The organism is Pseudomonas sp. G2-4, from assembly GCF_030064125.1.
GTDB lineage: Bacteria > Pseudomonadota > Gammaproteobacteria > Pseudomonadales > Pseudomonadaceae > Aquipseudomonas.
Genome location: NZ_CP125957.1, coordinates 1,018,939 through 1,034,521 on the forward strand (window position 1 = coordinate 1,018,939; position 15,583 = coordinate 1,034,521).

Sequence of the window (15,583 nt, forward strand, 5' to 3'; positions counted from 1 at the left end):
TTGGTTCAGGATCAGATTGATGAAAGTCGCCATTCTTTCCGGCTCGGTCTATGGCACCGCCGAAGAAGTCGCCCGACACGCGGCCAAACTGTTTCGCGACGCGGGTTTCGAAGCCTGGCACAACCCTCGCGCCACCCTGGCGGATATCCAGGCATTCGGCCCGCAGGCCTTGCTGGCGGTGACCTCTACGACGGGCATGGGTGAATTGCCGGACAATTTGATGCCGTTGTACTCCATCCTCCGCGACCAATTGCCTGGATTCTTTCGCGGTTTGCCCGGCGCAGTGATCGGCCTGGGTGACGCCAGCTACGGGGATACCTTCTGCGCAGGCGGCGAGCAGATGCTCGAGCTGTACGCCGAGCTGGGCGTGCGCGAAGTGCTGCCGATGCTACGGCTGGACGCCAGCGAAAGCGTTACCCCGGAAACCGATGCCGAACCGTGGCTCGCCGAGTTGATCGACGCCTTGCGTTGAAGGCGTTGGCCGGGCGCCAGGGCATCCACTGCGATGACCCGCTCGGCCAGTAAGCTGGCTGCTAATGCAACTACCGCTACCCCAAGAGCTGACTAGACTGATTTTCTTGCGTACGAAGTTTTTTGTAATGAGATTCATATAATAAGAAAACCAGGGGGTCCAAGCCGTGAGCGTAGCGCCCGTCCAACCGACACCGACACTCAGCATCAAAGACCAAGTCAGTGCAGCCGAATGGCAAACCCGGGTCGACCTTGCCGCCTGTTATCGGCTTGTCGCGTTGCATGGCTGGGACGACCTGATCTTCACCCATATTTCCGCCAAGGTTCCCGGTACGGAGGATTTCCTGATCAATCCGTTTGGGTTGATGTTCCATGAAATCACCGCGTCGAGCCTGGTTAAAGTCGACCAGGCTGGCAATAAGTTGATGGACAGCCCCTACGAGATCAACCCGGCCGGCTACACCATCCACAGTGCGGTGCATGAGGTTCGCCATGACGTCGCCTGCGTGTTGCACACCCACACGGCCGCCGGTGTCGCGGTGTCGGCCCAGAAGCAGGGCGTGCTGCCGATCAGCCAGCAATCGCTGTTCGTGCTGTCGAGCCTGGCCTATCACGCCTATGAAGGGGTGGCCTTGAATCACGAGGAAAAGGCTCGCTTGCAGGCGGACCTTGGCGACTGCAATTTCCTGATGCTGCACAACCATGGCCTGCTGACCTGCGGCGGCACCATCGCCGATACCTTCCTGATGATGTTCACCTTCCAGCGCGCCTGTGACATCCAGGTCCTGGCTCAGGGCGGTGGGGCCGAATTGATTGCCATCGAGCCGCAGATCCTGGCCGGCGCCCGGGCGATGATCGCCGGGGTGACCAGGAGCGCCCAAGGCATGGGCGGTGCGCTGGCCTGGCCGGCGTTGCTGCGCAAACTCGATCAGCAAGATTCGGGCTATAGAAGCTGATGACACCCAACCAGATCCCCCTGCGTATCTGGCGCCAGCGCAGCCAGACCTTCATGTTCCGCGGCCATGCCATTCGTTACTGGGTGGCAGGGCAGGGCGAGCCGCTGTTGCTGATCCACGGTTTCCCCACCGCCAGTTGGGATTGGCATTACCTGTGGCAACCATTGGCGCAACGCTATCGAGTGATCGCGTGTGACATGCTCGGTTTCGGTGACTCCGCCAAGCCGTTGAATCATGCCTACAGCCTGCTGGAACAGGCGGACCTGCAACAGGCCTTGCTGGCGCATCTGAACGTCAATCAGGCGGTGCATGTGCTGGCCCACGACTATGGCGACAGCGTGGCCCAGGAACTGATCGCCCGGCATTGTGAGGCACGTATCCAGGTCGCCAGCTGTGTGTTTCTCAATGGCGGTCTGTTCCCGGAAACCCATCGTCCGGTATTGGCTCAAAAGCTGTTGCTCGGCCCTCTGGGCTGGCTGTTGGGGCGGGCGTTCTCCCGGCAAAGCCTGGTGAACAGTTTTCGCCAGATTTTCGGCCCCAGGACCGGTCCCACCGAAAGTGAACTGGACGATTTCTGGAGCTTGATAGAATCCCATCGTGGTCCGCGGATCATGCACAAACTCATCGCCTATATCCCGGAACGACGGGTGCAGCGTGATCGCTGGGTGCGCGCGATGCAGCGCGCAGAGGTGCCGATGCGGGTGATCGACGGGGCGGTGGATCCGATTTCCGGTGAGCACATGGTCGCGCGCTACGAGGCGCTGATTCCAAATCCTGACACGGTGTTGTTGCCCGATATCGGTCATTACCCCCACACCGAGGCACCGGTGCAAGTGCTCCAGCATTACCTGGCGTTTCGCGAAAACATCGCCACGCCTCTCAGGCAGATGGTCTGTTCATGAGCAATCCCTTGTGGGGCTTGCTCGCGACGGCGAAGTCATCACCACCCAAGAATGTACCGGCCTCATCGCGAGCAAGCTCGCTCCCACAATAGGCTTGTTGCGTGATCAACATCCGTGGGCATCCGCGCGCGCCCTATGGGAGCGAGCTTGCTCGCGATGGCGGTGGTTCAGCCGGTGGAGACATTGAGTGTGCCGCAGTGGATGCAATCCAACGGCGATCAAGCTTTGGCTCGCATCATCCCCCCACCTTATCGCCCACCATTCACTCCCAACTGTGTTGATTGTGACCGGCTGACTTGTCCCGGACACTCGTGCCCATTGTCCTATTGGCCTGCTGGAGTTCTGCCATGAATGAATCTGTGCGCTTCGAAGATAAAGTCGTGATCGTCACCGGAGCCGGAGGTGGCCTGGGACGTGCCCATGCACTGCTGTTTGCCAAACAAGGCGCGAAAGTGCTGGTCAACGACCTCGGCGGCTCCGCTCAAGGGGAGGGGGCCAACGCCTCGGCAGCGGATCAGGTGGTGGCCGAGATTCGCGCAGCTGGCGGCATCGCCGAGGCGAACCATGATTCCGTCACCGATGGCGACAAACTGGTGCAGAACGCCCTCGACGCATTCGGCCGGGTCGATGTGGTGGTCAACAACGCCGGTATCCTGCGGGACAAGACCTTTCACAAGATGGACGATGCGGACTGGGACCTGGTCTACCGCGTCCATGTCGAAGGCGCCTACAAAGTCACCCGCGCTGCGTGGCCGCACCTGCGCGAGCAAAACTATGGGCGGGTCATCTTCACGGCCTCCACGTCCGGCATCTACGGCAACTTCGGCCAATCCAACTACGGCATGGCCAAGCTGGGCCTGTATGGCCTGACCCGCACCCTGGCCATCGAAGGCCGCAAGAACAATATCCTGGTCAACGCCATCGCTCCCACCGGCGGCACCCGCATGACCGAAGGCCTGATCCCGCCGCAAGTATTCGAACAGCTCAAGCCTGAACTGGTCAGCCCGCTGGTGGTGTACCTGGCCAGTGAAACCTGCCAGGAAACCTCCGGCTTGTTCGAGGTGGGCGGCGGCTGGATGGGCAAGGTGCGTTGGGAGCGCAGCCTGGGTGCGGGCTTCGACCCGCGCAAAGGTTTCTCGCCCGAAGACGTCGCCGCCCACTGGCAGCAGATCTGTGACTTCGAGGATGCGGTGCACCCGAATGACAACCTGGAAGCGCTGAAGGAAATGATGGCGAATCTGCAACGCTACGCCGTTTAGCGCTCGCCCTCGACCGGTTGCCGTCAGCGACGGCAACGCCGGTCAGGGAACGTATTTCTTCACCAGCGCTGCCAGGTTCGCAGCGGTCTCGATATCCATCCCGCCGTCATGTTTTGCTGGACGAAAGTGCAGCTGAAACGCGCGCACCAGCCGCTGAAAAACCGCACCCGTCGTGGCGGCCGACGTGTCATACCCACATGAACATAAAAAAGGCCGCTGCAAACGCAGCGGCCTAAACATGACGTTGCAAAGGAGCTACAAATCAACGTCGGTCAACACGGGATGATGGATCGATGCGCCAATCCATCCGAAGGACGGTGCGCCAGGCGTGAGGGATGCCGTGGCGGCTTGCGCTTGCAGGCCCGTTGCCCTGAAAGCCCCGCCAGCATAAGGATCGAGTGCTTCGGGAAACAGCCTGTATTCAGACATGCACCGTTACGGGGGCCGCAACAGTCGCGAGGGCTGTGATGAATATGCGCGCGGCTGATAACCCATCATCCAGTCCGTCGATGCTCGACGCAGAGGCCCGCCCCGCATGGGCAGTAATCCTTTTTAGGTACAACGCGAATACCTCCTTGGTGCGCTTATCGCCCATGGCGTGCGGCAGTAGGGTGAAGCCTCTGTCACTCACCGGGGAAGACGCATGACAACAATAACAATGCGCGCCATCTTCAAGCCGCAGGCGCTGGCCGTCGCGGTGGCCATGGGCTGCTGTGCCCAGGCGCAGGCCGTTTCATTCAACATTGGCGAGATCGAGGGTCAGTTCGACTCTTCGCTGTCCGTGGGCGCGAGCTGGGGCATGCGCGACGCCGACAAGGATCTGGTTGGTACTGTCAACGGCGGTACGGGCCAATCGTCCACCGGTGACGATGGACGGCTGAACTTCAAGAAGGGCGAGACCTTTTCCAAGATCTTCAAAGGCCTGCACGACCTCGAACTCAAATACGGCGACACCGGTGTGTTCGTACGTGGCAAGTACTGGTACGACTTCGAGCTCAAGGACGAAGGGCGTGAGTTCAAGGACATCAGCGACAGCAATCGCAAGGAAGGCGCCAAGTCGTCAGGGGCGCAGATCCTCGATGCCTTCGTCTATCACAACTATTCCATCGCCGATTTGCCCGGCACGGTGCGCGCCGGCAAGCAGGTGGTCAGTTGGGGTGAAAGTACCTTCATCGGCAACTCCATCAACAGCATCAACCCGGTGGACGTGTCCGCGTTCCGTCGTCCGGGGGCGGAGATCAAGGAAGGCCTGATCCCGGTGAACATGCTGTTCGCCTCCCAAGGGTTGACCGACAAACTCACCATCGAAGGGTTCTACCAACTGGAGTGGGACCAGACGGTGGTCGACAACTGCGGCACGTTCTTCGGCAATGACGTGGTGGCCGATGGGTGCACCAGCGGCTACACCGTGGGCAGCCCGGCGATTGCGCCATTTGTGCCATTGACTCAGGCCTTTGGCCAAGGCATCCAGGTGAACGACGAAGGCGTTGTCATTGGTCGCAGCGGCGACCGTGACGCCCGTGATTCCGGCCAGTGGGGCACCGCGTTGCGCTGGCTCGGCGATGACACCGAGTACGGCCTGTACTTCATGAACTATCACAGCCGCACGCCTACTGTGGGGACGACTACAGCGGGACTCTCCACGCTGGCGGCCCTGCCGGGGATGGTCGCGATTGCCAACGGTATAGCGCCTGGCAGCGGCGCGGGCCTGGCGCAAAGCGTGATGCTGGGACGCGGTCAGTACTACCTCGAATACCCCGAGGACATCCGCCTGTACGGCGCCAGTTTCTCCACCACGCTGCCTACCGGCACCGCGTGGACCGGGGAAATCAGCTATCGCCCCAACGCACCGGTGCAGGTCAATACCAACGACCTGACGCTGGCCTTGCTCAATCCGATTGCCGGTGGTGCAGCGTCACCTATTGCCACCTCGGCGGGCGCGGACAACACCGGCTATCGCCGCAAGGAAATCACCCAGATGCAGAGCACCCTGACGCACTTCTTCGATCAGGTACTGGGCGCCGATCGCCTGACCCTGGTGGGCGAGGCGGCGGTGGTGCACGTTGGCGGGCTGGAGTCCAAGGACAAGCTGCGTTACGGCCGCGATTCGGTCTACGGCCAGTACGGGTTCAACGGTGACACCGATGGCTTCGTGACCGCCACCTCTTGGGGCTATCGCGCCCGGGCGATTCTCGACTATTCCAACGTCATCGCTGGCATCAACTTCAAGCCCAACGTGTCCTGGTCCCATGACGTGGCCGGCTACGGTCCCAACGGCTTGTTTAACGAAGGCGCCAAAGCCGTCAGCCTCGGTGTCGATGCCGACTACCGCAACACGTACACCGCCAGCCTGAGCTACACCGACTTTTTTGGCGGCGATTACAACGTTCTCGAAGACCGCGATTTCCTCGCGTTGAGCTTCGGCGTGAACTTCTGATCTGGCTGACAAGGAAAACCCAATGCGCAAGATGATCCTGCAATGCGGTGCCCTGGCCTTGAGCCTGCTGGCCGCGAACGTAATGGCGGCAGTCTCGCCGGATGAAGCGAACAAACTGGGCACCAGCCTCACTCCAATCGGTGCGGAAAAGGCCGGCAACGCCGACGGCTCGATCCCGGCCTGGACCGGCGGCATTCCAAAAAATGCCGGTGCAGTGGACAGCAAAGGCTTCCTGGCGGATCCGTTCGCCAATGAAAAACCGCTGTTCACCATCACCGCCGCGACCGTGGACAAGTACAAGGACAAGCTGTCCGAAGGCCAGGTCGCGATGTTCAAGCGCTACCCGGAAACCTACAAGATCCCGGTCTACCCGACCCACCGCAGCGTATCCCTGCCGCCGGAAATCTACGAGTCGGCCAAGCGTAGCGCTCTCAATGTAGCGTCCATCAACGACGGTAACGGCTTGTCCAATTTCACCGGCAACCGCTACTACGCGTTCCCGATTCCCAAGAACGGCGTGGAAGTGCTGTGGAACCACGTCACCCGCTATCACGGCGGCAACCTGCGGCGCGTCATTACCCAGGTCACCCCGCAGACCAATGGGAGTTTCACGCCGATCCGCTTCGAGGAAGAGATCTCCGTGCCGTTTCTGATCAAGGATGCCGACCCGGAAAAGGCCAGTAACGTGCTGACCTATTTCAAGCAGTCGGTCACCGCCCCGGCGCGCCTGGCCGGTAACGTATTGCTGGTGCATGAGACCCTCGATCAGGTGAAAGAGCCGCGCCTGGCCTGGATCTACAACGCCGGCCAGCGCCGTGTGCGTCGCGCCCCGCAAGTGGCTTACGACGGGCCGGGTACCGCTGCCGACGGGTTGCGCACATCCGACAACTTTGACCTGTTTTCCGGTGCGCCGGACCGCTACGACTGGAAGTTGATCGGCAAAAAGGAAATGTACATCCCGTACAACAGCTACAAGCTCGACTCGCCCAGCCTCAAGTACGACGATGTGATCAAGGCCGGCCACATCAACCAGGACCTGACTCGCTATGAGTTGCACCGGGTCTGGGAAGTGGTGGGGACGGTCAAGGCCAGCGAGCGGCACATCTACGCCAAACGCCATATGTACTTCGACGAAGACAGCTGGCAGGCCGCGCTGGTGGACCACTACGACGGTCGCGGTCAGCTGTGGCGGGTGGCCGAAGGTCATGCCCAGTTCTACTACGACCACCAGAACCCGGGCTACACCCTCGAAGCGCTCTACGACATCATCGCCGGTCGCTACATTGCCCTGGGGATGAAGAACGAAGAGAAACACAGCTACGAGTACGGTTTCGAAGCCCGGGCAGCCGACTACACGCCGGCGGCGTTGCGTTCGACCGGGGTTCGTTAAGGTGTTTGTCTGCACCTGTGGCGAGGGAGCTTGCTCCCGCTGGGCTGCGCAGCAGCCCCAAAAGGGCTGATCAACTGATCTGAGGTATCGATTCGCCTGGTTTCAGGGCCGCTGCGCGCCCCAGCGGGAGCAAGCTCCCTCGCCACCAGGACCGTGGTTGACTGGAACAATCGCTAACGACCGACAAGGGATTTGCCGGTCGTTTTTTTATGGGCGCCAATCAGCGCGCTGAATACTTCTCCTAAGGTGAGCGACACAGGACTAGGGTGATGAGACAACAATAAAAGGGACCCTCGCACATGACCGCCATGACTCCGTGTCCGGACCGTCCTGGATTGCTGCCTCGCCTGTCCTCGACGCATGTACCGCGGCGGTCCTTGAGCGAACCCTTGCTGACCTCCGAGGCGCGGGTAAAGCTGCTGTGCGCGCCGGCGGGTAGTGGCAAGAGTGCGTTGTTCGCCGAATGTTTCCTGCAGGCCCCCGCCGAGTGTCGATTGCACTGGTTGCCCCTGGGAGGCGCGGCGCTGAGCGTCGTGCAAATGTGCGAACACCTGGCGCAAACCCTCGGGTTGCCGATGATGGATGAAGCCGGGCTGATGGCCCATCTGGCGCGTTTGCAAACACCCACCTGGTTGTTTCTGGACGATTATTGTCGGGTAGCGAATCCCGAGCTGGATCAGTGGCTCGACCGTCTGTTGAACGTCAGCAGCCCGGCGTTGCACGTGTGGTTGAATAGCCGCCGCCGTCCCCACTGCAATTGGCCGCGCCTGCTGCTCGATGACGAGCTGCACGAGTTCGACACGCAGGCGTTGGTCTTCACCCTCGACGATGTCCAGCAATTGCTCAGTCATCTGCCGGCCCCCCAGGCGACCCGCACGGCCCGCGAGGTGATACAGCGCAGCGGCGGCTGGTGCGCCGGGGTGCGCATCGCCCTGCTTGAGCGTTGTGAATGGGCGCGCCATCACGCATCGCCGGGCCGGCCAGGCACCTTACTGGACTACCTTGAATACGAGCTGTTCAGCACGCTGACTCCAGACCTGGCCCAGGCCTGGCGCGTGCTGGCCCATCTGCCGCGCTTCAATGCCCGGCTCTGCGAGCATCTGTTCGGCGATACAGTCGGCGCGGAATGCCTTCCCTTGTTGCTGGACCTGGGGTGCTTTATCGAGCCGTGGGAACAGTCCTCGGACTGGTTGCACATTTTTCCGCCCCTGGCCTGCCTGGTACGTGACGAGCCCTGGCCGCAAGGACGCTCCTGGCACCGCCGGGCCTGCCAGTGGTTCGCCGCCGAGCAGGACTGGCAAATGGCATTCGAGCAAGCCATGCAGGCCGGGGAGTTTGATGCCGCTGTCAGCTTTTTGCAGCACTTGAGCTTCGAGCATGTATTGCAGCGCAGCAACGTGGAGCTATTGCTCAGCCTGCATGATCAACAAGGGGAAGCGTTGACGCTCGGTACGCCGCAATCGGTGGGGTTGGTGACGGCGGCGTTGTTGTTCGCCGGACGTTTCGAGCAGGCGTCGGCGTGCATCGAACAACTGGTCAGGTTCGTGCCCCAGCCCCAGGTCTGTCTGCAGCGACAAGTGGTGGCGCGATGGCAGGTCCTGCGCGGGTGGCTGCTGCACCTCTCGGGAGACGGCGATCAGGCGCGCGAGCATTTCCTCCAGGCCCAGGCCAGCCTCGATCCAGATGCCTGGTCCCTGCGACTGCTGTGCTTGCGAGGGCTGACGCAGCAGGCGCTGCTCGAAGGTGAACTGGCGTCTGCCCAACGAATCAACCGCCTGGCGTTGTGCCTGGCGCGTGCCCAAGGCTCACTGGTGTTCGAAGGGCTGCTGGAGTTGGATCACGCCCAAGTGCTGGAACAACGCGGCGCGCCCCATCGGGCCGATCATCTGCTGAGCGCCGTCCAGGCCTTGCTCGATAAACCCGGCCAGGATTTTTCCGCGTTGTTGGGACGTATTGCCTTGCGACGAGGGCGCCTGGCCTTGCGCATGGGGCTTGATGAGTTGGCTGCCGAGCAATTTCAAATGGGCCTGGAAACCGGCCTGCACAGCCAGGACAAACAAGTGCTCTATGGCTTTCTCGGCAAAGCGAGCCTGGCTGCCAACCAAGGTGACTACGGCGAAGCGTTTATGCAACTGCGCGACGCCGAGCGGATCATGCAGCAGCGACACATTCCCGACACGGTGTACCGCGGCGTATTGCTGCAAACCAGTTGCCAGTTCTGGTTGCAACAAGGGCGCCCGGAGCTTGCCCATGAAGCCTTGACCCGTGTATTGCGGCATTTTCGCGGGCCGCAGGCCAAGCATGCGCCCCCCGCGACGCTGGAGTTGATTCCCCGCCTGGAATACCTGCTGGTGCTGACCGAAGTCTACTTGCATCGGGCACAAGATCCGCAGGCTCGCCTGGAAGCCATGATCACCCAGGCGCAATGCCTTGAAATGCATGGTCTGGAAACCGAATTGCAGCTGGCGCTGGCTGAAGTGGCCTGGTTGTCCGTAGACCGTTCCCAGGTTCGAACGCTGGTGCAAGAGGGGCTCAAACGCGTTGCTTGTTATCGGGCGCAGCAAGCCTTGTGCGAGTTGCGCTTGCGCCAACCTGATCTGTTGCGCTGGGCGCAGTCTGCGGAGCCCATCGAGCTGCCAGCGACTGGCGCTGAAGAGACGTTGCTCAGTCACCGCGAACTTGAAGTGCTGCAACTGATTGCACAAGGTCATTCCAATCAACAAATTGCCGAGCAACTGTTCATATCGTTGCACACGGTAAAAACCCATGCGCGGCGGATACACAGCAAGTTGGGGGTGCAGCGGCGTACTCAAGCCGTTGCGAAGGCCAAAGTCATGGGCGTGATGGTTTGAACCGAAATGCGCAAATGAAGTTTGCGCCACCTTGCATCCAACTGATCACCGCGTATATCGATGATGGGGAGTCAGAGTTGCGTCGGGTATCTTGATCTGATCCTGGTCACGCCTCATAGCCCATTCGCCAACTCACAGCCCGGGTCGCCGCCAGCAGGCGTTGCGCCGCCGGGCCGTGCTCGTCGGCATGAAACAGCGAGGTCGGGCCAACGATGGTGATGACTGCGGTCACTTGGCCGACGGCATTGAATACCGGGGCGGACAAGGCATCCACCCCCGGCATCAGCAAGCCATGCACGTGATGCAGGCCGCGACTGCGGATCTGCTCGCAGAGGGCGGCATAGACCGTGTCGTCGGCCAGGGCATGGCTGCTGGTGCCGTTCACTTCCTGGACACGTAGCTCGATCGTCTCGCGCTCTGGCAGATAGGCGCTGAAGACCAGCCCTGTAGATGAGCTAAGCAGCGGCAATACCGAACCCAGTTGCGTCACCACGGTTACGGCGCGCACAGCGGGTTCGATGCGCACCACGGTCGCGCCGTGATTGCCCCACACCGCCAGGAAACAGGTTTCGTTCAGATCGTCGCGCAACTCAGCCAAAGGCAGCGCCGCCACTTGCAACACGTCCATGCCGTTCAACGCAGCCAGGCCCACGCGCAAGGCCTCACGGCCCAGGCCGTAGTGGTTGGTGGCGGTGTTCTGTTCGGCGAAACCGCTGGCGATCAAGGCCTGCAAGTAACGATGAACCTTGCTTGCCGGCATTTGCACGTGTTCGGCCAGGCGCGACAGCGATGTGGAGGGAGACAGTTCTGCCAGGGCCTTGAGAATGTCGGTGCCGACTTCGGCCGAGCGGACTTTCTGTTTACCGTTGTTGGGAGGGTTTTCCATGGCTGCGTAGGGTCCAGAGGCGAGTGGGCGTCTTTATAGCTTGACGGTCGCTGTCGAGCAAATTACGTTATGCGTAATTGAATTACGATAAAAATAACCCGGTGCGCCTCAAGCTTCTTCAAAGAGCGACGGCCGCACTCAGTCCTGTGTTCAGGAGGCTCCATGCACCTCGATTCCACGGCGTCGGACCTGGCTTACCAATCAGGTTTCGGCAACGAGTTCGCCAGCGAAGCACTGCCCGGCGCACTGCCGGTCGGCCAGAACTCTCCGCAAAAAGCCCCGTACGGTCTCTACACCGAATTGTTCTCCGGTACCGCGTTCACCATGGCCCGCAGCGAAGCACGGCGTACCTGGCTGTATCGCATCCGGCCGTCGGCCAATCACCCGGTCTTCGTCAAGCTTGAACGACAGCTTGCGGGCGGCCCGTTGGGTGAGGTCACGCCCAATCGCCTGCGTTGGAACCCGCTGGAAATACCCGCCGAACCGACCGATTTCATCGACGGACTGGTCTGCATGGCGGCCAATGCCGGTTCGGACAAACCGGCTGGCATCAGCATTTATCACTACCGCGCCAACCGCTCCATGGAGCGGGTGTTCTTCAATGCCGACGGGGAATGGCTGATCGTGCCGCAACTGGGACGGCTGCGGATCGCCACCGAACTGGGTGTGCTGGAATTGGCACCGCTGGAAATTGCCGTGTTGCCCCGGGGCCTGAAATTTCGCGTCGAGCTGCTCGACCCGCAGGCCCGTGGGTACCTCGCTGAAAACCATGGCGCGCCGCTGCGCCTGCCGGACCTGGGGCCCATCGGCAGTAATGGCCTGGCCAACCCGCGAGATTTCCTGACGCCGGTCGCCCACTACGAAAACCTCGCCCAGCCGACCACGCTGGTGCAGAAGTTCCTCGGTGAGTTGTGGGGCTGCGAACTGGATCATTCGCCGCTTGACGTGGTGGCCTGGCACGGCAACAACGTGCCGTACAAATACGACCTGCGCCGCTTCAACACCCTAGGAACGGTCAGCTTCGACCACCCGGACCCGTCGATCTTCACCGTATTGACCTCGCCCACCAGCGTTCATGGCCTGGCCAATCTCGACTTCGTGATCTTCCCGCCGCGCTGGATGGTGGCGGAAAACACCTTTCGTCCACCGTGGTTCCACCGCAACCTGATGAACGAATTCATGGGCCTGATCCAGGGCGCCTACGATGCCAAGGCTGAAGGTTTCCTGCCGGGCGGTGCGTCCCTGCACAGTTGCATGAGTGCCCATGGCCCGGACGGCGAAACTTGCACCAAGGCGATCAATGCTGAGCTGACGCCTGGGAAAATCGACAACACCATGGCCTTCATGTTCGAGACCAGCCAGGTCCTGCGCCCGAGCCGTTTCGCCCTGGACTGCCCGCAACTGCAAACCGACTACGATGCGTGTTGGGCCTCGCTGCCTGTCACGTTCGACCCGACCCGGAGATAATTCATGACTCAAGTTTCCCCTGCCCGTAGCTGGGTTGCCTCCGCCAACGGCCATGCTGATTTTCCACTGCAAAACCTGCCGCTGGGAATCTTCAGCATCGATGGTGGCGCGCTGCGCAGCGGCGTGGCGATCGGCGAACAGATCCTCGATTTACAGGCTGCGCTGGAGGCGGGCCTGTTTGATGGCTCGGCGTGCGAAGCCGTCGAAGCCATGAAGGGCGGCCAGTTGAACGCGTTTTTCGACCTGGGACGCACCGCCCGGGTAGCCTTGCGTGAACGGTTGCTGGAGCTGCTGCGCGAAGACAGTCCGCTGCGGGGCAAGATCGAAGCCCTGGGCGCGAAACTGCTGCCCCTGGCGAGCGATTGCCAGATGCACCTGCCAGCGAAAATCAACGACTACACCGACTTCTACGTCGGTATCGAGCATGCGCAAAACGTCGGCAAGCTGTTCCGCCCCGACAATCCCCTGTTGCCCAATTACAAATACGTGCCCATCGGTTACCACGGCCGCGCCTCGACCATTCGCCCGTCCGGCACCGATGTACGCCGTCCCAAGGGCCAGACCCTGCCGGCCGGCCAGACCGAGCCAACCTTCGGTCCGTGTGCGCGGCTGGATTATGAGTTGGAGCTGGGTATCTGGATCGGCCAGGGCAATGCGCTGGGCGAACCCATCGCCATCGGCGACGCCGCCGAGCACATTGGCGGTTTCTGCCTGCTCAACGACTGGTCGGCCCGGGATATCCAGGCTTGGGAATACCAGCCGCTGGGGCCGTTTCTGTCGAAGAGTTTCCTGACCAGTATTTCGCCGTGGGTCGTGACGGCCGAAGCCCTCGAACCGTTCCGCCGACCTCAACCGGCCCGCCCGGAAGGCGATCCGCAGCCGCTGCCGTATCTGCTGGACAAGCGTGACCAGGCCGCCGGGGCATTCGATATCGAACTGGAAGTCCTGCTGCTGACCGAAACCATGCGCGAGCAGAACCTACCGGCCCATCGCCTGACCCTGAGCAACACCCAATACATGTATTGGACCGTGGCCCAGATGGTCGCCCACCACAGCGTCAACGGCTGCCAGTTGCAGGCCGGCGACCTGTTCGGTTCCGGCACCTTGTCGGGGCCTGAAAACGGCCAGTTCGGCAGCCTGCTGGAAATCACCGACGGCGGTAAAAAGCCTATCGAATTGGCGTCTGGCGAAGTCCGTAAATTCCTGGAAGACGGCGACGAAATCATCCTGCGAGCGCGTTGCCGCGGGGAGGGCGTCACTTCCATCGGCTTCGGTGAATGCCGCGGCAAGATCCTGCCGGCGCGTTGAGGGTCAGGGCATGGAACTCTATACCTATTACCGTTCCACCTCTTCCTATCGGGTGCGTATTGCGCTGGCCTTAAAGGGACTGGATTACCAGGCCCTGCCGGTCAACCTGATCGCTGTGCCTGGGGGCGAGCATCGCCAGCCGGCCTACCTGGCGATCAATCCCCAGGGCCGTGTACCGGCGCTGCGCACTGATGAAGGCGCGTTGCTGGTGCAATCACCCGCCATCATCGAATACCTGGAAGAACGTTATCCACAGGCGCCGCTGCTCAGCGCCGACCTGGCGGTTCGGGCCCATGAGCGGGGCGTCGCGGCGTTGATCGGTTGCGACATCCATCCGCTGCACAACGTCAGCGTGCTCAACAAGCTGCGCCAGTGGGGCCACGATGAAGCCCAGGTGACGGAGTGGATCGGGCACTGGATCAGCCAGGGGTTGGCGGCGGTGGAACAGTTGATTGGCGATGAGGGTTATTGCTTCGGTGCCGCACCAGGGTTGGCGGACGTTTACCTGATCCCGCAGTTGTACGCGGCCGAGCGGTTCAATGTGTCTTTGCAAACGCATCCGCGGATTCGTCGGGTTGCGGCATTGGCGGCTGGGCATCCGGCATTCCAAAAGGCACACCCGGCGAATCAGCCGGATACCCCCTGAGGGTTTCACACGGTTCTGAAAACCAGGTGATCCCGTGTGGCGAGGGAGCTTGCTCCCGCTCGGTTGCGCAGCAACCGCAAAAAGCTTGGGGCCGCTTCGCGTCCCAGCGGGAGCAAGCTCCCTCGCCACAGGGGCCGTCATCTGGCCTAAGTTCATCTGCTCAATGCACCACCGAATTCGGCGGCAAATGCCCCAGACGCTCCGTCAGCCGGAGCCGCTGGATCGGGTCGTCGCTGAGCATCAGCGCATGTTCCAGGTCGAAGCGTTCGGCATTGGGACAATCGAGCCGTTGATACAGGCTGGCGCGGGCCAGGTAATCGGCGGCGCTGGCATTGCCCAGTTCCAGCACGCGTTCGGCGTCGATCAGCGCCGCAATGTAATCGTCGTTCGCCAGGTGCAGTTGACGAAGATTGCGCGACAGGCGCTGGAGCATCTGCATCGGCTCGGCGGTGACCAAGTGCTCGGCCTTGAGCAGCATGTTCGCGCCGTATTGGCGTTGCAGCAGTTCGCGACAGTCATTGGGGTACAGGCGACGACCGCCGCACGGGTCGAGCAGATGGTCGGCGCCGGGGACTCGCAGCAGGAAATGGCCGGGAAAATTGACGCCGACCATCGGAATTTCCAGGCCTCGGGCCAGCTCCAGGGCAATCAGGCCCAGCGCCAGGGGTTGCCCGCGTTTGCGCGCCAGCACTTGGTTGAGCAGCGCCGCACGCGGGCGCACAGGCGTGAAGTCGTCCTGGGCGAACCCCAGGTCGTTGAGGCGTCGCAACAAGGGTTGGCCCAGCTCGCCCACAGGTAGCATCGGCAGATCATGGCTGACCCGTTGCTGCAGATCCTTGAAATCCTTCAGCAAGGTCGGCACGTCCACGTCGCGATCATGTTCGGCAGCGATCCATAACGCCGCTTCGAACAGCGCCGGTGGCGAGCGGTGAAGACAGTCAAAAAAGGCTTGGCGCGGTTTCATCAAACTCTCCGGGCTATGTCCCGTTTTAGCCCTGCCACGGATTTT

The 15,583-nt window shown here is 61.6% G+C and carries 12 protein-coding genes and 1 pseudogene; 10 read left to right on the plus strand and 3 right to left on the minus strand.

Features of this window, described 5'->3' with window-relative positions; genetic code table 11:
• Positions 1–19: 19 nt before the first annotated feature.
• From QNH97_RS04395 to QNH97_RS04410, 4 genes are all read left to right on the plus strand, one after another.
• Entirely contained in the window at positions 20–472 is a 453-nt protein-coding gene (locus QNH97_RS04395; protein WP_283555768.1) for a flavodoxin, read from the plus strand.
• Between the two features lie 166 nt (positions 473–638).
• A complete protein-coding gene (locus QNH97_RS04400) occupies positions 639–1,427 on the plus strand; it encodes a class II aldolase/adducin family protein (protein ID WP_283555769.1) in 789 nt (262 codons plus the stop codon).
• Positions 1,427–2,329: an alpha/beta fold hydrolase gene (locus QNH97_RS04405; RefSeq protein ID WP_283555770.1), complete on the plus strand. Its 903-nt coding sequence runs from the start codon at positions 1,427–1,429 to the stop codon at positions 2,327–2,329. The genes QNH97_RS04400 and QNH97_RS04405 overlap by 1 nt, the downstream gene beginning before the upstream one ends.
• Before the next feature lie 347 nt (positions 2,330–2,676).
• On the plus strand, positions 2,677–3,588 hold the full coding sequence (locus QNH97_RS04410; protein WP_283555771.1) for an SDR family oxidoreductase: 912 nt from the start codon (positions 2,677–2,679) through the stop codon (positions 3,586–3,588).
• 42 nt (positions 3,589–3,630) lie between these two features.
• Here the strand turns inward: QNH97_RS04410 and QNH97_RS04415 are convergent.
• Positions 3,631–3,783, minus strand: a pseudogene (locus QNH97_RS04415) (N-acetylmuramoyl-L-alanine amidase); the annotation flags it as partial.
• 448 nt (positions 3,784–4,231) lie between these two features.
• On the opposite strand from QNH97_RS04415, the gene QNH97_RS04420 reads away from it, so the two are divergent.
• The 3 genes from QNH97_RS04420 (at position 4,232) to QNH97_RS04430 (ending at position 10,267) form a co-directional block, all read left to right on the plus strand.
• Positions 4,232–6,025 carry a DUF1302 domain-containing protein gene (locus tag QNH97_RS04420; RefSeq protein WP_283555772.1) on the plus strand — a complete coding sequence of 598 codons (1,794 nt, stop codon included), beginning with the start codon at positions 4,232–4,234 and terminating at the stop codon, positions 6,023–6,025.
• A 22-nt stretch (positions 6,026–6,047) separates the two neighbouring features.
• Positions 6,048–7,415, plus strand: a complete 1,368-nt coding sequence (locus QNH97_RS04425) for a DUF1329 domain-containing protein (protein WP_283555773.1) — start codon at positions 6,048–6,050, stop codon at positions 7,413–7,415.
• Between the two features lie 299 nt (positions 7,416–7,714).
• Positions 7,715–10,267, plus strand: coding sequence for a helix-turn-helix transcriptional regulator (locus QNH97_RS04430; protein ID WP_283555774.1), 2,553 nt, complete (start codon positions 7,715–7,717; stop codon positions 10,265–10,267).
• 106 nt (positions 10,268–10,373) lie between these two features.
• Here QNH97_RS04430 and QNH97_RS04435 read toward each other — a convergent pair whose 3' ends face one another.
• Entirely contained in the window at positions 10,374–11,153 is a 780-nt protein-coding gene (locus tag QNH97_RS04435; protein ID WP_283555775.1) for an IclR family transcriptional regulator, read from the minus strand.
• A 162-nt stretch (positions 11,154–11,315) separates the two neighbouring features.
• Here QNH97_RS04435 and hmgA point away from each other — a divergent pair, with 162 nt between their 5' ends.
• The 3 genes from hmgA to maiA are packed head-to-tail and all read left to right on the plus strand — an operon-like array spanning position 11,316 to position 14,574.
• Positions 11,316–12,620: a homogentisate 1,2-dioxygenase gene (hmgA, locus tag QNH97_RS04440; RefSeq protein ID WP_283555776.1), complete on the plus strand. Its 1,305-nt coding sequence runs from the start codon at positions 11,316–11,318 to the stop codon at positions 12,618–12,620.
• A 3-nt stretch (positions 12,621–12,623) separates the two neighbouring features.
• Positions 12,624–13,928, plus strand: coding sequence for a fumarylacetoacetase (gene fahA, locus QNH97_RS04445; protein ID WP_283555777.1), 1,305 nt, complete (start codon positions 12,624–12,626; stop codon positions 13,926–13,928).
• 10 nt (positions 13,929–13,938) lie between these two features.
• Positions 13,939–14,574 carry a maleylacetoacetate isomerase gene (gene maiA / locus QNH97_RS04450; RefSeq protein WP_283555778.1) on the plus strand — a complete coding sequence of 212 codons (636 nt, stop codon included), beginning with the start codon at positions 13,939–13,941 and terminating at the stop codon, positions 14,572–14,574.
• Between the two features lie 160 nt (positions 14,575–14,734).
• On the opposite strand, the gene QNH97_RS04455 is transcribed toward maiA, so the two are convergent.
• On the minus strand, positions 14,735–15,538 hold the full coding sequence (locus QNH97_RS04455; RefSeq protein WP_283555779.1) for a SirB1 family protein: 804 nt from the start codon (positions 15,536–15,538) through the stop codon (positions 14,735–14,737).
• Positions 15,539–15,583: the final 45 nt, after the last annotated feature.